We start from the raw sequence: 16,485 nt of genomic DNA on the forward strand, positions 1-16,485 counted from the left end.
GTAGGGGCGATGGTTTTTATTTGTACTATGATACCTGATGATATAGCTATTCGCGGCGGGTGCATCACCACGAGCAGCTGCCGTTCAGTGGGAGGGGTATAGATGGGTGAGTTCAATCCGGAAGACGAGCTGAAGCCGGATACCAGCGATCGTCGGCCACAGCGCCAGCAAAAAAGAAAGCAGGGGATCACTCTGCCCAGCGTGGCGTTATCCAAACAGCATGTCATGATTGGCATCGGCATTATCGTGCTGGTGCTGCTGATTGTTGCCGTCGGCGCCGCGCTTCAGTCGCCGAGCCAGGATGCGACGCCGCCCGCCGCCCCTAGCGGCGGTTCGAAGAGCATTGAACTTGCATCGCCATCGGCTTCAACCAATAGCTCCACCGCGCCGGCCTCACCTCAAGCGCAGGTTCCCGGCCAGACGCCAGCTGGCGAGCCGCAGTCGTTGAGTGCGCCTCCTGTCGCGGAAGCGCCCACTCAGGCGCCATTGCCCGCCCAGAACAAGAACCAGCAGCGTATTGAGCTGCCGGGCAATATGATGGATACGCTCTCTCAGCCGCAGCAACAGCAGCAGTTGAATGCGGTAGCACAGAACAGCGCTGGCTCAGAGGTGACTTTGCCGACGTCGCCGGCTTCGGTGTCACCTGGCAGCAAAGTGCGCCCTCCGCGTGAGACAACGACGCCGCTGCGTCCCGGCACGGAAAAATCTCGCCACACGGATGCCAATGGCTCGTCGCATAAGGCTCCCGCAAAGAACAGCAGCGTGTCCAAAGCGCCGACGACGGCTATCACACCAGCGCCGTCAGGCAAATCGGTTGCATCGGCTGGCGGCGCTCAGGCGAATGGTTCGATTCAAAACGCGCCGGCCGGCCACTTTACGCTTCAGCTTAGCGGTGCGTCCCGCGAGAGTTCGCTGCAGGCCTATGCCAAATCGCAGCGGCTGACGAATTACTGGGTCTATCAGACTCAAAGGGGTGGCAAACCCTGGTATGTGCTTGTGAGCGGCGTTTACGCTTCCTCGGATGAAGCCAAACGCGCCGTTGCATCACTGCCTGCCGATGTTCAGGCCAAAAAACCATGGGTTAAGCCGATCCGACAGGTGAAGCAGGACTTAAGTAAGTAACACCAATTAGCCCTGATGTGCTGTCTGAAACAGAGTACAATCCGCGGCTCTGAAAAGTATGAGTAACTAACGACGGCATGAAGAAAAACCGCGCTTTCTTAAAATGGGCTGGTGGTAAGTATCCGCTGGTAGAAGAGATTCGCCGATATCTACCAGCGGGAGATTGCTTAATCGAACCCTTTGTGGGTGCCGGCTCGGTGTTTCTCAATACCGACTACGACAACTACATCCTGGCTGATATCAACAGCGATCTCATCAATCTTTACGATATCGTTAAAACCAAAACGGAACATTTCATCCGCGATGCCCGCGAGTTATTCACGCAAGAAATGAATACCTCGGAGGTTTTTTATCTGCTGCGCAGCGAATTTAATGCTTGTGATAACGCCTACCGACGCGCGCTACTGTTCCTCTATCTAAACCGCCACTGTTACAACGGGTTATGCCGTTATAACATGAGCGGCGAATTCAATGTGCCGTTCGGGCGTTACAAGAAACCCTATTTTCCCGAAGACGAACTGCGCTGGTTTGCGCAAAAGGCTCAAAATGCCACGTTCGTCTGCGAGCACTACCGGGACACGTTGACGAAGGCGAAGCAGGGATCGGTGGTGTATTGCGATCCGCCTTATGCGCCGCTGTCCGCCACTGCGAATTTTACGGCGTACCACACCAATAATTTTAATCACGACGATCAGCGCGGTTTGGCGCAGCTGGCGGAACAGCTATCGGCGGAAAGCCAAATACCGGTTCTGATTTCCAATCACGATACAGAGCTGACGCGTGAATGGTATCAGTCGGCCTCTTCCCTGTACGTGGTCAAGGCCCGGCGGACAATTAGCCGCAATATCGCTGGTCGCAGCAAGGTGAACGAACTGCTGGCTTTGTACCGCGGCGTCGAGTTAGGGTAAAAACATTAGGCTGGGCTGAATTAAGCCCCGCATTGTCGCCAACACAGAGGCTGTACGAGTCCTTTTGAACCCGAAGTGGCTTCGGCAGCAATATGCAGACTTGATGGTTTGGAGAAGCGAATGAAACCGTTTTTAATCGCCCCGTCTATATTGTCGGCTGACTTTGCCCGGCTGGGAGAAGATACCGCCAAAGCGCTGGCGGCGGGAGCCGATGTCGTCCACTTCGACGTCATGGATAATCATTACGTGCCCAATCTGACCATGGGACCGATGGTGCTTAAGGCGCTGCGAGATTACGGCATTACCGCCCCGATTGACGTACACCTGATGGTCAAGCCGGTGGACCGTCTCATCCCGGACTTTGCCGAGGCCGGCGCCAGTTACATCACTTTTCATCCCGAAGCCTCAGAGCATGTCGACCGATCGCTGCAGCTGATTAAAGATCACGGCTGCCGCGCGGGATTGGTGCTGAATCCCGCCACGCCGTTAAGTTATCTGGATTACGTCATGGATAAACTGGACATCATTCTGCTGATGTCAGTCAACCCAGGCTTCGGCGGACAGTCGTTCATTCCCTCAACGCTCACCAAACTGCGCCAGGTGCGCAAACTGATCGATGACAGCGGGTATGACATCCGCCTGGAAGTCGACGGAGGCGTCAAAGTGGACAATATCGGTGAGATTGCCGCCGCCGGAGCGGATATGTTTGTGGCGGGGTCGGCGATTTTCAATCAGCCTGACTATCAGGCGGTAATCGATAACATGCGTCAGGAATTAGCGAAGGTGTCCCATGGCTGAACTCAACGCCGTTCGCGGGCTGGCTTTCGACCTCGACGGCACGTTGGTTAACAGCGCGCCGGGCCTGTCTCAGGCGCTGGACCGAGCGATGCAGACTCAGGGCCTGCCAGCGCCGGGTGAAGCTCTATTGACGACCTGGATCGGCAACGGTGCCGATAAAGTCGTCGAGCGAGCGCTGCATTGGGCCAACATCGAGCCTTCTCCTGAGCGCATGCAGGCCGTGCGCAAGCAGTTTGATATCGCCTACGCGCAAACGGTCGATGCTGGCAGCCAGCTTTATCCTGAGGTCAAAGATACGCTGCATGCGCTGGCCGATCGCAACGTCCCTATGGCGCTGGTAACAAATAAACCAACGCCTTTCGTGGCGCCGCTGTTACGTTCGCTTGGGATCGACGCCTACTTTACGTTAGTGCTTGGCGGCGATGACGTCCCGAGCAAGAAGCCCCATCCCGCGCCGCTTTATCTGGTGTTGGGAACGCTGGGATTGCGAGCGAACGAACTGTTGTTCGTCGGCGATTCCCGCAATGATATACAAGCCGCGCAGGCGGCCGGTTGCCCGAGCGTCGGCATGACCTACGGCTATAACTATGGCGAAGCGATAGCCCTAAGCCACCCGAGTGTGGTGTTGGATCGCTTTGCGGATCTCTTGTCCCTTGTCGGACCGTCCAATTCAGATAATCAGGAAGCATTAGCATGAGTAAGCCCATTGTATTTAGCGGCGCGCAGCCGTCTGGCGAGTTGACCATTGGTAACTACATGGGTGCGTTACGTCAGTGGGTCCATATGCAGGATGATTACGACTGCATCTATTGCATCGTGGATCTGCATGCCATTACGGTTCGTCAGGATGCGGAACAGCTGAGAAAAGCGACGCTGGATACGCTGGCCCTGTATCTGGCCTGCGGCATCGACCCGCAGAAGAGCACCATCTTCGTACAGTCGCACGTACCTGAGCATACACAGCTGGCCTGGGCGCTAAACTGCTACACCTATTTCGGCGAACTGAGCCGCATGACCCAGTTCAAGGACAAGTCCGCTCGCTACGCGGAAAACATCAACGCCGGTCTGTTCGGTTATCCGGTGCTGATGGCGGCGGATATCCTCCTGTATCAGACAAACCAGGTGCCGGTTGGGGAAGACCAGAAACAGCATCTGGAGCTGAGCCGCGATATCGCGCAACGTTTCAACACGCTGTACGGCGACACCTTCAAGGTGCCGGAACCGTTTATTCCCAAGTCCGGTGCGCGCGTGATGTCGCTGCTGGAACCGACCAAAAAAATGTCCAAATCGGACGATAACCGCAACAACGTGATTGGCCTGCTGGAAGATCCGAAAGCAGTGACTAAAAAAATCAAACGCGCGGTGACCGATTCGGATGAGCCGCCGGTGGTGCGCTATGACATCGCCAATAAACCGGGCGTGTCGAACCTGCTTGATATCCTCTCCGGCGTTACGGGGAAATCTGTCCCGCAGCTGGAGCAGGAGTTTGAAGGCCAGATGTATGGTCACCTGAAAGGCGCCGTGGCGGAAGCGGTGTCCGGCATGCTGGGCGAATTGCAGGAGCGTTACCATCGTTTCCGCAACGACGAAGCCTATTTGCAGCAGGTGATGGGCGATGGCGCCGAGAAGGCCCGTGAGCGCGCCAGTCAGACGCTGAACAAGGTTTATGACGCCATTGGGTTCGTCGCTCGTCCATAAGCCATAGCGCGCCCGTTGGGCGGATATCCATGAGATCCGAAGACGAGCCAAACGGCTCGTCTTTTTCGTTTCAGGTCAGCGATATCAAGGTTACCGCCGTGGAAAGCGCTGCATCAGCCGTATTGCCGCTGTCAGCAGGTTTCTCAATCCTGCGTAAAAAAAGGTAAATCGGTAGCGCGCGGGCAGGCGGCTATTTACAATCGATACGCTTTCTGTAGTTGGCCCCTAAAAGGAATTCTTCATGTCAAAACGTATATTGGCAACGATAGCGACCGTATTTACTTTGTCTGCGTTCTCGCCAGCATTTGCTGCAACTGCGTCAACGCATGTGTTGCTTACCACTTCGGCCGGCAATATTGAACTGGCGCTGGACGATCAAAAAGCGCCAGAGTCAGTGAAAAATTTTGTGAGTTATGTCGATAGCGGTTTCTATAACGGCACTGTTTTCCACCGCGTTATCCCTGGATTTATGGTTCAGGGCGGCGGATTCACCAGCGATCTTAAACAGAAGGCGACTAACCCGCCGATCAAAAACGAAGCTGACAACGGATTGCGTAATCTGCGCGGCACCATATCGATGGCGCGTACCACTGAGAAAGACAGCGCCACCAGCCAGTTCTTCCTCAACGTGGCGGATAACGCATTTCTGGATCACGGCCAGCGCGACTTCGGCTATGCCGTCTTCGGCAAAGTGGTGAAGGGGATGGATGTGGCGGATAAGATTTCCCAGGTGCAGACGGAGAACGTTGGGCCTTACCAAAACGTACCTATCAAGCCGATCGTTATCCAGTCCGCCAAGATCATCAAATAATTACGGCCATTAAGGCTCTGGCGTTGTTCGCCGAGGCTTTTACAGCATGCTCCCGACGCTCACCATCGGGAGCATGTCTGGTTGCCCTATCCCGTCTTGAATCCTCTTTCTGCGCGATAATCGAGTGTGTTACCGGTTATCGCCAGCCTGTTTCAGAGTGATGAATGTTACTGATCATAGATAACTACGACTCCTTTACCTACAACCTGTACCAGTACTTCTGCGAGCTGGGCGAGGAGGTAGTGGTCAAGCGTAATGATGAGCTGAGTCTCGAGGCGATTGAACGCCTGTCGCCGCAGCATCTGGTGATATCGCCGGGCCCCTGTACGCCGAACGAAGCGGGCATCTCGCTGCAGGCCATCCGTCATTTCGCCGGGCAGTTGCCGATTCTGGGCGTTTGTCTGGGGCATCAGGCGCTGGGGCAGGCCTTTGGCGCTCAGGTTGTGCGTGCGCGCGAAGTCATGCACGGTAAGACCTCTCTAATCCGCCATCGTGACGTCGGCGTTTTCACCGGGTTGGCGCAGCCGCTGACGGTGACGCGCTATCACTCTCTGATCGTCGATAGCGCCTCGCTGCCGGACTGCTTCGAAATCACCGCCTGGACGGAAAATAGCGCAGGAACCCTGGATGAAATCATGGGGATCCGTCATCGAAGTCTGCCGCTGGAGGGCGTGCAGTTTCACCCGGAAAGCATTTTGAGTCAGCAAGGGCATGAGCTGTTGCGTAATTTTCTGCACGGAGAATGAGTCCGCCGCTTATTTGCTATCCACGCGGATTAATAATTGCCTGTCTTTGATTTTTTATGCATATTTGATGACTATAATTTCAAATTAAACATGAAATCTTAAAGCGGGGCAGCAGATGGCAACAGATAAAACCGCAGTGACGCGTGATACCTACGACAAGGTCATTCTTCCTGTTTATGCACCGGCTCAGTTCGTACCGGTGAAGGGGAAAGGCAGCCGGGTATGGGATCAGCAGGGTAAGGAATACATCGATTTTTCCGGCGGTATTGCCGTTACGGCGTTGGGTCATTGCCATCCTGCTCTGGTGAATGCCCTCAAGACGCAGGGCGAAACGCTGTGGCATACCAGCAACGTTTTCACCAACGAGCCCGCGCTGCGCCTGGCGAGCAAGCTGATTGCAGCGACGTTCGCTGAACGCGTCTTTTTCGCCAACTCAGGCGCGGAAGCCAACGAGGCGGCCTTCAAACTGGCGCGTCACTATGCCATCGAACGTTTCAGCCCGTATAAAACCAAGATTATCGCTTTCCATCAGGCATTTCATGGCCGTACGCTCTTTACCGTCTCGGTCGGCGGGCAGCCGAAGTACGCAGATGGATTCGGGCCGAAGCCCGCCGATATCATTCATGTGCCGTTTAACGATCTGGATGCGGTGAAGGCGGTGATCGACGATCATACGTGCGCCGTGGTACTGGAGCCGGTGCAGGGCGAAGGCGGCGTGCTGCCAGCCACGCAGGCATTTATGGAAGGCGTGCGTGAACTGTGCGATCAAAATCAGGCGCTGCTGGTGTTTGATGAGGTGCAGTGTGGCATGGGGCGTACCGGCGAGCTGTTCACCTATATGCACTATGGCGTGACGCCTGACATCTTGACGACCGCTAAGGCGTTAGGAGGCGGATTCCCCATCAGCGCGATGCTGACCACCGAGGACGTTGCCTCTGTCATGAAGGTCGGCACTCACGGCACCACCTATGGCGGCAACCCTCTGGCCTGTGCGGTGGCGGAAGCGGCGTTGGACGTCATCAATACGCCAGACGTGCTGTCAGGCGTTTCCGCCCGACACGATCGCTTCATTTCCGCGCTGGACGCCATCAATCAGCAATTCGACATTTTTGACGGTGTGCGCGGCATGGGCCTTTTGCTCGGAGCTCAGCTGAAACCCCAATGGCATGGACGGGCGCGTGATTTTCTGACGGCCGCCGCCGAGCTGGGCGTGATGATCCTGGTCGCAGGTCCTGACGTTATTCGCTTCGTGCCGTCTCTGGTGATTGAACTGGACGATATTGATGAGGGTATGGCGCTGTTTGCGAAAGCGGTCGCACGGGTTGTGAACGGAGAATCGAATCGCTGAGCGAAGCGTGAACAGCGCGTTGGTTGCGCGCTGTTCATGTGTCGGGATGTTGAGGTTAACGAGTGCCGAAGACCACGATGGTTTTACCGTGCGCTGAAATCAGTTCCTGATCCTCCAGCATCTTCAGAATTCGGCCGACGGTTTCGCGGGAGCAGCCCACGATCTGGCCGATTTCCTGCCGGGTGATTTTAATCTGCATGCCGTCTGGGTGCGTCATGGCGTCAGGCTGTTTGGCGAGGTTTAGCAGGGTCTGTGCGATGCGGCCGGTGACGTCAAGAAACGCCAGATTGCCCACTTTCTGGGAGGTGACCTGAAGTCTTCGCGCAATCTGGGATGACAGGCGCATCAGAATATCGGGGTTGACCTGAATCAGCTGTCGGAATTTTTTATAGGAAATCTCGGCAACTTCGCAGGCGCTTTTGGCTCGCACCCAGGCGCTGCGTTCCTGATCTTCTTCGAACAAGCCTAGCTCACCGATAAAATCCCCTTGATTCAGATAGGAAAGGATCATCTCTTTGCCTTCTTCATCCTTTATCAATACGGCAACGGAACCCTTTACGATGTAGTAAAGCGTTTCTGCTTTTTCACCTTGGTGAATCAGCGTACTCTTTGAGGGGTACTTGTGAATATGACAATGAGAAAGGAACCATTCAAGAGTCGGGTCTGTTTGCGGTTTGCCGAGAACCATTCGCTGTTATCCTCTGTTGTAATTCACTACGTAAATCACAGGGCTCAGAGTTCCCTGTAAGGCATGATAACTCTAGTTATAATTCAAATTCCGATGGGCGAAATTTGTCAGGGAATTGACTGAAACCTCTCTGTCAGGTGACTCTGCAAACTGCTGTTTTCAGCATTGCGCAGAACGCACCGGATGCTGCCTTTGTTTGTAACACAGGTTGAGAGTACTGTCTTGTGTTGTCTCGCTTCAGCATGATTACGCCTTGATACTCAGGCATTTTCTACATAAGCGCGATAAAATTTCAAAAAAAGTTGAGTGGGAGTGTAAGTCTATGCAAGCGCGGGTGAAATGGGTTGAAGGGTTGACGTTTATCGGCGAATCCGCCTCCGGCCACCAGATTGTTATGGACGGCAATGCGGGCGACAAAGCGCCGAGTCCGATGGAAGTACTCTTGATGTCGGCCGGGGGATGCAGCGCTATCGATGTCGTGTCCATTCTGCAAAAAGGACGTCACGACGTGGCGGACTGCGAAGTCCGACTGACCTCTGAGCGGCGGCAGGAAGCGCCCCGGCTATTCACGGCCATCAACCTGCACTTCATCGTGACCGGCAAAGCGCTGACCGAACAAGCCGTGTCGCGTGCGGTGTCCCTGTCGGCAGACAAGTACTGCTCGGTTGCGTTGATGCTGGGCGCGGCGGTGACCATCACGCACAGCCACGAAGTGATCCCCCTCGATTGACAGAGATACGGCCGTTGAGGCCGTATTGTTACGATCTTACGTGATCGTCTTGCCTTCCAGCAGCTGCTGCACCAGCGGCATCATAATCAGTTCCATCGCCAGCCCCATTTTACCTCCAGGCACCACCAGCGTATTGATATGGGAAATATACGACCCCTGCAGCATGGCGAGCAGATAGGGAAAGTCGATGTTCTCCAGACGTTGGAAATGAATGACCACCAGACTTTCATCCAGCGACGGGATCGCTTTCGCGGCGAAAGGGTTGGACGTATCGACGGTCGGCACCCGCTGGAAGTTAATGTGCGTGCGGGAAAACTGCGGCGTGATGTAGGTGATGTAGTCTTCCATCGAGCGTACAACGGAGTCCATGACCGCATCGCGCGAGTGCCCGCGTTCGTTGACGTCGCGATACAGCTTCTGGATCCACTCAAGATTCACGATAGGCACTACGCCAACCAGCAGATCGACATGGCGAGCCACGTTGTGCTGCTCGGTGACGACGCCGCCGTGCAAGCCTTCATAGAACAACACATCCGTGGGATCGGGCATGGCCTCCCAGGGCGTAAATGTGCCGGGCACCTGGTTGTAGGGGATCGCTTCATCGTAGGTATGCAAATACTTGCGGGTTTGTCCGGTCCCCTGGCTGCCGTAGTCGGCAAACGTCTGTTCCAGCAAAGGAAAATCGTTGGCCTCCGGGCCGAAATAACTGATGTGGCGGCCCAGATCGCGTGCTTTACGAATGGCCATGTCCATTTCCGGACGGGTATAGCGGTGAAAGCTGTCGCCTTCCAGTTCTGCGGCGCGGATTTTCAACTGCTGAAAAATTTTTCGGAATGCCAGACTGGTCGTGGTCGTGCCTGCGCCGCTTGAACCGGTCACGGCAATAATAGGGTGTTGATGCGACATAGGGCTGCAACTCCGCAATTGACGGTAAAACCCTGCAGGAAACGCCGGGGATTCGACCTTCATTGTTACCCTGTTTGCGCCGATGCGCCACGCCAATTTTGTATGGGTGGGCGGGCCTTTATGCCGTCATGAATCGTGTCCGGTTTTAAACTGGGTGCGCGGCATGAGATTGACCGTCTCATGCAGTTCGGACCAGACCAGCACCACGTCGCCGCTTTCCAACTGGCGGCGAACATCCGCCACCTTTTGTTCCAGCGTGCGCTCATGCTCGCCGTAGTCGGTGCCTTCGCGCAGAACGAAGGACTCAATCAGATTCTCCAGCGTATCCGCCGCGAGTTCTTTCCAGGGAATAATCACCTTATCGCTCCAGATGTGGGGTGAGCCAGTCGGGAATCCGCTGCTCCAGCCACAATGTCGGTTTTAATAATGAACCGCCCACAAAGCCGACGTGCCCGCCGTACTCCGTCAGCTGATACTCAACATTAGGCGGTAACGACGTGGCGGCAGGAATGACATCCTCCGTCATGAACGGATCGTCTTTGGCGTGAATGATCAGCAGCGGCGTGCGGNCGNTGGGCAGAAAGGGCAGGGCGCTACAACGCTCATAGTAGTCATTGGCGTCGGTAAAGCCATGAATGCGCGCGGTAATAATGTTATCGAACTCCCGCAGTCCCCGAATTTTTCTCAACTGATGCAGGTGAACCGGTAGCGTATCCGGATAGGCCGCCAGTTTGCGGATGGCATTCCGTTTTAACAGCCGCAGCAAATAGTGCTGATAAAAGCGTGAAAAGCCTTTTTCGATATGCCGACAGCACGGCTCCAGCATCAGCGGCGCGGAAACGACCGTCGCCGCGTCCAGCAACGGCTCTTCCGTCTGCTGACCGAGCAGGCAGGCCAGCATATTGCCGCCCAGCGAGACACCAATGGCGGCGGTCGGCGCATCGCCGTAGGTAGATTTCAGCCAGCGCAGAAAATAGCGGGCATCCTCGGTCTCGCCGGAGTGATACATCTGGGGCGTGCGATTGGGCGTGCCGCCGCAGCCGCGAAAATGCATGACGACGGCCAGCCAGCCCCGTTGGTGGCAGGCGGCCACCAGACCATGCGCATACGGACTGTAGAAACTGCCTTCCAGCCCGTGAAACAGAACCACCCGCGGTTTATGGCGAGCCAGCATGGGATCTTCGCTCCAGGCCAGGTCGAGAAAATCGCCGTCCGGCAGTTCGAGCGTCTGCCAGAGTGGATTGAGCAGCGCGCGTCGCCGTAACAGACGGGGAAGCAAGGTTTGCAAATGGGGGTTGTTCATACCGGCCAGGGGACGAAACATCTGGCTAGTGGTGGGATGAATATTCATAGTCAAAAGCTTGTACCGGCGACATCACGCTGCTAGGTTGAAGAACTGCAAATTTCGTTTGTTAGAAGGCCTTTTTAATTACATGGCGCACTTCAATCTGTTTCTTTCCATGCTTGGCTTCCTGTGGGTTGCAGCGATTACCCCAGGTCCCAATAATATGCTACTTACCGCTTCCGCTGCTAATTTTGGTTTTCTCCGCTCCATGCCGCTGATGGTGGGTATCATGATCGGGATGCAGAGTGTCTTGCTGCTGGTGGCGCTGGGATTGGGGAGCCTGATTCTACTCTATCCTTCGCTTCACCTCGCGCTCAAAATGTTGGGCAGCGCCTATTTGCTGTGGCTGGCGTTCAAAATCGCCAGCGCTCGCTACGAAGAGCTCGACACTCAAACCGCGCCGCCGCGTCCGATGCCCTTTTATCAGGGCGGACTGCTGCAATTTCTGAACCCGAAGGCCTGGCTGATGGCGCTGGGCGCCGTTGCCGGTTTCAGCCTCTCGGGGAGTGAGTACGTGGGTTCAGTCATCGCCATCAGCATCGCCACGTTCAGCGTGAATCTGGTCGCCGGTATTGTGTGGCTGGGGTTCGGCACGATGATCGGTAAAATGCTGCGCGGTCGCCGATCATGGCGGATATTCAACCTATTTATGGGGCTGCTGACCGCCGCCTGCGTGCTGATGATCTGGCATTAACCGAAACGCTTGGGCTGGCTATGACGCCCGCCCAGCGTTATCAGGACTGCAGCATCTGCTCAAGCTGTTCCTGCGCGTCCAGCCAGCCCATTTCGGTCTCCTCCAGTTCGCCTTTGACGGCGATCTGCTCCTGCAGGCAGGTCGTCAGCTCCGCTTTGCGGCTGGCGTCGTAAATCGCCGTATCCGCCAGGCGGTTTTCCAGCTCCGCCAGCCTGGTATTCAGCTTTTCCATCTGCTGCTCCAGCTTGGTGATTTGCTTGCGCAGCGGTTGGGTTTGGGTGCGTAGCTCAGCCTCCCGCCGCTTCTGGTCTTTTCTGGCCTGAGCGCTGTTGCCGGCGCTTTCTTTGGCCGGTGTCGATTCGCCGGCGTCCTGTTTTTGTGCGTCCAGCAGCCACTGTTGATAATCCTCCAGATCGCCGTCGAACGGTTCCACCCGGCGATCGTGAACCAAATACAGGTCGTCCGTCGTGGAGCGAATCAGATGGCGATCGTGCGAGACGACGACCAACGCGCCTTCGAAATCGATCAAGGCTTCGGTCAGCGCCTGACGCATATCCAGATCGAGGTGGTTAGTCGGTTCATCGAGCAGCAGCAGATTAGGACGCTGCCAAACGATCAGCGCCAACACCAGGCGCGCTTTCTCGCCGCCCGAAAAGCGCTCGGTGGGCTCGACCACTTTGTCGGCGCCGAAGCCGAAGCCGCCCAGATAGTCACGCAGTTGCTGTTCGGTTTCCTGCTCGGCCAGGCGGGTCAGATGCTGCAGCGGCGATTCGTCCGCGCGGAGGTACTCCAGCTGATGCTGGGCGAAATAACCCAGTCGAACGCCTTTCGCCAGCCCGACTTCACCGCTTTGTGGCTGGAGTTCTCCCGCCAGCAGTTTAATCAGCGTGGATTTCCCGGCGCCGTTGTGGCCGAGCAGACCGATGCGCGAGCCGGGCACCAGATTGAGTTTGATGGATTCCAGAATCAGCCTGTCGCCATAACCCGCACTCACTTTCTCCATCCGCAATAACGGATTGGGCAACGCCTGCGGCGCGCGGAAACTGAAGCGAAAGGGATTGTCGACATGCGCTGGCGCAATCAGCTCCATTTTTTCCAGCATTTTGATGCGGCTCTGCGCCTGCTTGGCTTTGGTTGCCTTGGCGCGGAAACGGTCAATGTAATGCTGCAAGTGCGCGACGCGTTCCTGCTGGTGTTCATACAGCGACTGCTGCTGAGAAAGCCGCGTTGCGCGCTGTTGCTCGAAAGAGGTGTAGTTGCCGGTGTATTCGAACAGGGATTCCTGCTCGATATGCAAAATCTTGTTAACAATAGGATCAAGAAAATCCCGGTCATGGGAAATCAGCACCAGCGTGCCGGGATAGTTTTTGAGCCATTTTTCCAGCCAGATGACTGCGTCGAGATCCAAATGGTTGGTCGGTTCGTCCAGCAGCAGCAGATCGGAACGACAGAGCAGGGCCTGCGCCAGGTTGAGACGCATACGCCAGCCGCCGGAAAAGGCGCTGACAGGCTGTTGCAGCTGTTCCTGGCTGAATCCCAGCCCGTTCAGCAGGCTGGCGGCGCGAGACTGGATCGACCAGGCGAGGATCGCATCCAGCTTGCCGTGCACGGTGGCGATAGCGTTGCCGTCGTTGCGTTCGTTGGCGTGCGCCAGTTCGCTCTCCAGCTGGCGAAATTCCCGGTCGCCGTCTATCACATACTCTATCGCAGGACGTTCCAGCGCGGGCGTTTCCTGATTGACCCAGGCGAGGGACCAGTGCTGAGGAAAAGTGGCATTGCCGCCGTCAGCGCTAATTTCTCCTTTCAGCAGGGACAGCAGCGTCGATTTTCCGCAGCCATTTTTACCGACCAGACCCACTTTCTGACCCGGATTGACGGTCGCTGTGGCGTTATCCAGCAGTACCCGCGTACCACGTCGAATTTGTAAAGAGGAGAAGACAATCATAAAGCGCCAAGTAATGAGAATATGTTAAATTATGGATCAAGATTCAGGGCGGCAGCGTCCTGGTAATCCCCGCTGCGCTGCATGGTAGCGGAAAATATCTACGATGACGACGCTTTGGAGGGGAATGATGTCGCAGCCACCCAAGATTTTGCTGCTGTTTGCCCATCCGGAATTACAGGACTCGGTTGCGAATAAGCTGTTATTACAATCCGCTCGGGGTTTAGAGCACGTGACGGTACACGATTTGTACGCGAACTATCCTGATTTTTTCATTGATATCCACCATGAACAACAGTTACTGCGAGAGCACCAAATCATCGTGTTTCAACATCCGCTTTATACTTACAGCTGCCCGGCGTTATTGAAAGAGTGGCTCGACCGCGTATTGAGCCGCGGCTTCGCCAACGGCGTCGGCGGCAATGCCCTGTCGGGCAAATACTGGCGCAGCGTGGTGACGACAGGCGAACCGGAATCCCGCTACACCTCGGAAGGCCAGCAGCACTCATTTATGGATGATGTGCTGCGTCCTTTCGAGATGACGGCGACGATGTGCCACATGCGCTGGATGAAACCGCTGGTGATTTACAACGCGCGGCGGATGTCTCGCGATGCGTTGCGCGAGCATGCCCATCGCTACGGAGATTGGCTGGCGGCGCCTTTGTCTGAGGGAGGGCACTGAGATGGATAGCGCTTCTACCCTGAGCGCGGGGGTTTTGTTCCTGTTTGTCACCGTACTGGCGGTGCCTATCGCGGCGCGTCTTGGTATCGGCGCGGTGCTGGGCTATTTGCTGGCGGGTATCGCTATCGGTCCTTGGGGCCTCGGTTTTATTCGCGACGTTTCCGCTATTCTTCATTTCTCTGAACTGGGCGTTGTGTTCCTGATGTTTATCATCGGACTCGAACTCAACCCGGCCAAATTGTGGAAACTGAGACGATCTATTTTCGGCATCGGTGCGGGCCAGGTATTGCTCAGCGCAGCGATACTGGGCGGCGTGCTGTTCATGAGTCAATTTTCCTGGCAGTCGGCCCTGATTGGCGGGATTGGGCTGGCGATGTCATCCACCGCGATGGCGCTACAGCTGATGCGTGAAAAAGGGATGAACCGCAACGAATCCGGGCAGCTCGGTTTTTCCGTTTTGCTGTTTCAGGATTTGGCGGTCATTCCCGCGTTGGCATTGATCCCTATTCTATCGGGGGTGCAAGGGCAGATCGACGACTGGCAGCATGTCGTGATGAAAGTGCTGGCGTTCGGCGGCATGCTGATTGGCGGTCGTTACCTGGTACGTCCGCTGTTCCGGTTTATCGCCGCCTCCGGCGTGAGTGAGGTGTTTACCGCCGCTGCGCTGCTGCTGGTTCTCGGCTCCGCGCTGTTTATGGAAGCGCTGGGCTTGTCGATGGCGCTCGGCACGTTCATTGCCGGCGTACTGCTGGCGGAAAGCGAGTATCGCCATGAACTGGAGATTTCCATTGAGCCGTTCAAGGGACTGCTGCTGGGGCTGTTTTTCATCTCGGTGGGGATGGCGCTCAATCTCGGCGTGTTGTACGCCAATATCATTGAGGTCCTGCTGGGCGTCGTGATTTTGGTGTCCGTCAAAGGCCTCATCCTCTACGTGCTGGCGCGGATCTACGGACTGCGTTCGTCGGAACGGTTACAGTTTTCGGGCGTGCTGAGTCAGGGCGGCGAGTTTGCCTTCGTGCTGTTCTCCGCGGCGGCGGCTCAGCATGTCCTGCAGGGCGATCAACTGCCGCTGCTGCTGGTCACCGTGACCCTGTCGATGATGGTGACGCCGCTGCTGATGCAGCTGATCGACCGTATCCTGGCGCGTCGCTACAACGCCCCGGAAGAGTCGACGGAAAAACACTATGTGGAAGACGATGAGCCGCAGGTGATTGTGGTGGGCTTCGGGCGCTTTGGTCAGGTGATTGGCCGACTGCTGATGGCGAACAAAAAGCGCATTACCGTGCTTGAGCGAGATATCAGCGCAGTCAGTCTGATGAGGAGCTACGGTTATAAGGTGTATTACGGCGACGCCACCTCGGTGGACTTACTCCGTTCCGCGGGCGCGGAGCAGGCGCAGTCGATCGTGATCACCTGCAACGATCCTGAAGATACGATGGCCATCGTGCATCTGTGCCAGCAGCATTTCCCGCATTTGGAAATCCTGGCGCGCGCCCGCGGTCGTGTGGAAGCGCACGAGCTTTTACAGTCAGGCGTGACGCAATTTTCCCGAGAAACGTTCTCCAGTGCGTTGGAGCTGGGGCGTAAAACGCTGGTCTCTCTGGGGATGCATCCCCATCAGGCTCACCGGTCGCAACAGCATTTCCGTCGTCTGGATATGCGTATGCTGCGTGAACTGATGCCGGAGCGTCAGGCTGAAGGCGAGGGCGCTCAGATCTCGCGGGTCAAAGAGGCCCGTCGTGAACTGGAAGATATCTTCCAGCGTGAGATGCAGCATGAGCGTCGGCGGCTGGATGATTGGGACGAAACATAATCGCTCACAGGTTGATTGGACGGAAAAACATCATGTCGACGCAACGAAAACGGTTTATTGCCGGTGCGGTTTGCCCTGAGTGTCATACGCAGGATACCCTGACGGTCGGTATGGAAGATGTCGAGGAAGTCGTGGTCTGCGTCAAGTGCGGCTATCGACAAAGTCGGCCGGAGGCAAAGCAGCAGACTGCGGAGCGTCAGGCCGGGCACATTATCGGCATGTTTCATCCTGAATAAGCGTGGTAGCGATTTTGG

The 16,485-nt window shown here is 56.1% G+C and carries 18 protein-coding genes; 13 read left to right on the plus strand and 5 right to left on the minus strand.

The genetic code is table 11. From position 1 onward, the window contains the following. Positions 1-102: 102 nt before the first annotated feature. From SB13_RS15995 to argD, 8 genes are all read left to right on the plus strand, one after another. Entirely contained in the window at positions 103-1,122 is a 1,020-nt protein-coding gene (locus SB13_RS15995; RefSeq protein WP_026741306.1) for an SPOR domain-containing protein, read from the plus strand. 77 nt (positions 1,123-1,199) lie between these two features. Continuing rightward, positions 1,200-2,030, plus strand: coding sequence for an adenine-specific DNA-methyltransferase (dam, locus tag SB13_RS16000; RefSeq protein WP_026741307.1), 831 nt, complete (start codon positions 1,200-1,202; stop codon positions 2,028-2,030). 120 nt (positions 2,031-2,150) lie between these two features. Next, positions 2,151-2,828, plus strand: coding sequence for a ribulose-phosphate 3-epimerase (gene rpe / locus SB13_RS16005; RefSeq protein WP_026741308.1), 678 nt, complete (start codon positions 2,151-2,153; stop codon positions 2,826-2,828). Beyond that, complete coding sequence (locus SB13_RS16010) at positions 2,821-3,525, plus strand: phosphoglycolate phosphatase (protein ID WP_026741309.1); 705 nt, start codon at positions 2,821-2,823, stop codon at positions 3,523-3,525. Before rpe ends, SB13_RS16010 begins: the two co-directional genes overlap by 8 nt. Beyond that, a complete protein-coding gene (trpS, locus tag SB13_RS16015) occupies positions 3,522-4,526 on the plus strand; it encodes a tryptophan--tRNA ligase (RefSeq protein WP_026741310.1) in 1,005 nt (334 codons plus the stop codon). Before SB13_RS16010 ends, trpS begins: the two co-directional genes overlap by 4 nt. Before the next feature lie 241 nt (positions 4,527-4,767). After that, positions 4,768-5,337 carry a peptidylprolyl isomerase A gene (gene ppiA, locus SB13_RS16020; protein WP_026741311.1) on the plus strand — a complete coding sequence of 190 codons (570 nt, stop codon included), beginning with the start codon at positions 4,768-4,770 and terminating at the stop codon, positions 5,335-5,337. A gap of 164 nt (positions 5,338-5,501) precedes the next feature. Beyond that, positions 5,502-6,083: an aminodeoxychorismate synthase component II gene (locus SB13_RS16025; protein WP_026741312.1), complete on the plus strand. Its 582-nt coding sequence runs from the start codon at positions 5,502-5,504 to the stop codon at positions 6,081-6,083. A 115-nt stretch (positions 6,084-6,198) separates the two neighbouring features. Further along, entirely contained in the window at positions 6,199-7,431 is a 1,233-nt protein-coding gene (argD, locus tag SB13_RS16030) for a bifunctional acetylornithine/succinyldiaminopimelate transaminase (RefSeq protein WP_026741313.1), read from the plus strand. Between the two features lie 55 nt (positions 7,432-7,486). Here the strand turns inward: argD and crp are convergent, their stop codons facing one another. Beyond that, positions 7,487-8,119: a cAMP-activated global transcriptional regulator CRP gene (gene crp / locus SB13_RS16035; protein WP_026741314.1), complete on the minus strand. Its 633-nt coding sequence runs from the start codon at positions 8,117-8,119 to the stop codon at positions 7,487-7,489. 322 nt (positions 8,120-8,441) lie between these two features. Between crp and SB13_RS16040 the strand changes: the two genes are divergently transcribed. Further along, on the plus strand, positions 8,442-8,849 hold the full coding sequence (locus tag SB13_RS16040) for an OsmC family protein (RefSeq protein WP_026741315.1): 408 nt from the start codon (positions 8,442-8,444) through the stop codon (positions 8,847-8,849). A 36-nt stretch (positions 8,850-8,885) separates the two neighbouring features. On the opposite strand, the gene SB13_RS16045 is transcribed toward SB13_RS16040, so the two are convergent. The 3 genes from SB13_RS16045 to SB13_RS16055 form a co-directional block, all read right to left on the minus strand. Next, entirely contained in the window at positions 8,886-9,755 is an 870-nt protein-coding gene (locus SB13_RS16045) for a phosphoribulokinase (RefSeq protein ID WP_026741316.1), read from the minus strand. Positions 9,756-9,881: 126 nt separating this feature from the next. Then, positions 9,882-10,112 (minus strand): YheU family protein, encoded by a 231-nt coding sequence (locus SB13_RS16050; RefSeq protein ID WP_026741317.1) that lies wholly within the window; start codon positions 10,110-10,112, stop codon positions 9,882-9,884. A gap of 1 nt (position 10,113) precedes the next feature. Next, a complete protein-coding gene (locus tag SB13_RS16055; protein WP_026741318.1) occupies positions 10,114-11,106 on the minus strand; it encodes a hydrolase in 993 nt (330 codons plus the stop codon). 82 nt (positions 11,107-11,188) lie between these two features. Here SB13_RS16055 and SB13_RS16060 point away from each other — a divergent pair, with 82 nt between their 5' ends. Next, positions 11,189-11,794, plus strand: coding sequence for a LysE family translocator (locus SB13_RS16060; RefSeq protein WP_026741319.1), 606 nt, complete (start codon positions 11,189-11,191; stop codon positions 11,792-11,794). Between the two features lie 40 nt (positions 11,795-11,834). On the opposite strand, the gene SB13_RS16065 is transcribed toward SB13_RS16060, so the two are convergent. Next, positions 11,835-13,739, minus strand: a complete 1,905-nt coding sequence (locus SB13_RS16065; protein WP_026741320.1) for an ABC transporter ATP-binding protein — start codon at positions 13,737-13,739, stop codon at positions 11,835-11,837. A gap of 127 nt (positions 13,740-13,866) precedes the next feature. Between SB13_RS16065 and kefG the strand changes: the two genes are divergently transcribed. From kefG to SB13_RS16080, 3 genes are read left to right on the plus strand one after another with little or no spacing between them, the layout of a single operon-like run. Continuing rightward, on the plus strand, positions 13,867-14,418 hold the full coding sequence (gene kefG / locus SB13_RS16070) for a glutathione-regulated potassium-efflux system ancillary protein KefG (protein WP_026741321.1): 552 nt from the start codon (positions 13,867-13,869) through the stop codon (positions 14,416-14,418). Position 14,419: 1 nt separating this feature from the next. Further along, positions 14,420-16,231 carry a glutathione-regulated potassium-efflux system protein KefB gene (kefB, locus tag SB13_RS16075; RefSeq protein ID WP_026741322.1) on the plus strand — a complete coding sequence of 604 codons (1,812 nt, stop codon included), beginning with the start codon at positions 14,420-14,422 and terminating at the stop codon, positions 16,229-16,231. A 32-nt stretch (positions 16,232-16,263) separates the two neighbouring features. After that, entirely contained in the window at positions 16,264-16,467 is a 204-nt protein-coding gene (locus tag SB13_RS16080) for a YheV family putative zinc ribbon protein (protein WP_026741323.1), read from the plus strand. Positions 16,468-16,485: the final 18 nt, after the last annotated feature.

The sequence above is a fragment of the Lonsdalea quercina subsp. quercina genome, assembly GCF_000688695.1.
Classification (GTDB): domain Bacteria; phylum Pseudomonadota; class Gammaproteobacteria; order Enterobacterales; family Enterobacteriaceae; genus Lonsdalea; species Lonsdalea quercina_D.

What these genes read in the sequence shown, in the direction of transcription:
- rpe (WP_026741308.1), top strand. Translation starts at nt 2,151, where the DNA reads ATGAAACCGTTTTTAATCGCCCCGTCTATATTGTCGGCTGACTTTGCC.
- crp (WP_026741314.1), bottom strand. Translation starts at nt 8,119, where the DNA reads ATGGTTCTCGGCAAACCGCAAACAGACCCGACTCTTGAATGGTTCCTT.
- trpS (WP_026741310.1), top strand. Translation starts at nt 3,522, where the DNA reads ATGAGTAAGCCCATTGTATTTAGCGGCGCGCAGCCGTCTGGCGAGTTG.
- SB13_RS15995 (WP_026741306.1), top strand. Translation starts at nt 103, where the DNA reads ATGGGTGAGTTCAATCCGGAAGACGAGCTGAAGCCGGATACCAGCGAT.
- SB13_RS16065 (WP_026741320.1), bottom strand. Translation starts at nt 13,739, where the DNA reads ATGATTGTCTTCTCCTCTTTACAAATTCGACGTGGTACGCGGGTACTG.
- SB13_RS16040 (WP_026741315.1), top strand. Translation starts at nt 8,442, where the DNA reads ATGCAAGCGCGGGTGAAATGGGTTGAAGGGTTGACGTTTATCGGCGAA.
- SB13_RS16025 (WP_026741312.1), top strand. Translation starts at nt 5,502, where the DNA reads ATGTTACTGATCATAGATAACTACGACTCCTTTACCTACAACCTGTAC.
- SB13_RS16010 (WP_026741309.1), top strand. Translation starts at nt 2,821, where the DNA reads ATGGCTGAACTCAACGCCGTTCGCGGGCTGGCTTTCGACCTCGACGGC.
- SB13_RS16045 (WP_026741316.1), bottom strand. Translation starts at nt 9,755, where the DNA reads ATGTCGCATCAACACCCTATTATTGCCGTGACCGGTTCAAGCGGCGCA.
- dam (WP_026741307.1), top strand. Translation starts at nt 1,200, where the DNA reads ATGAAGAAAAACCGCGCTTTCTTAAAATGGGCTGGTGGTAAGTATCCG.
- ppiA (WP_026741311.1), top strand. Translation starts at nt 4,768, where the DNA reads ATGTCAAAACGTATATTGGCAACGATAGCGACCGTATTTACTTTGTCT.
- kefB (WP_026741322.1), top strand. Translation starts at nt 14,420, where the DNA reads ATGGATAGCGCTTCTACCCTGAGCGCGGGGGTTTTGTTCCTGTTTGTC.
- SB13_RS16060 (WP_026741319.1), top strand. Translation starts at nt 11,189, where the DNA reads ATGGCGCACTTCAATCTGTTTCTTTCCATGCTTGGCTTCCTGTGGGTT.
- SB13_RS16080 (WP_026741323.1), top strand. Translation starts at nt 16,264, where the DNA reads ATGTCGACGCAACGAAAACGGTTTATTGCCGGTGCGGTTTGCCCTGAG.
- argD (WP_026741313.1), top strand. Translation starts at nt 6,199, where the DNA reads ATGGCAACAGATAAAACCGCAGTGACGCGTGATACCTACGACAAGGTC.
- kefG (WP_026741321.1), top strand. Translation starts at nt 13,867, where the DNA reads ATGTCGCAGCCACCCAAGATTTTGCTGCTGTTTGCCCATCCGGAATTA.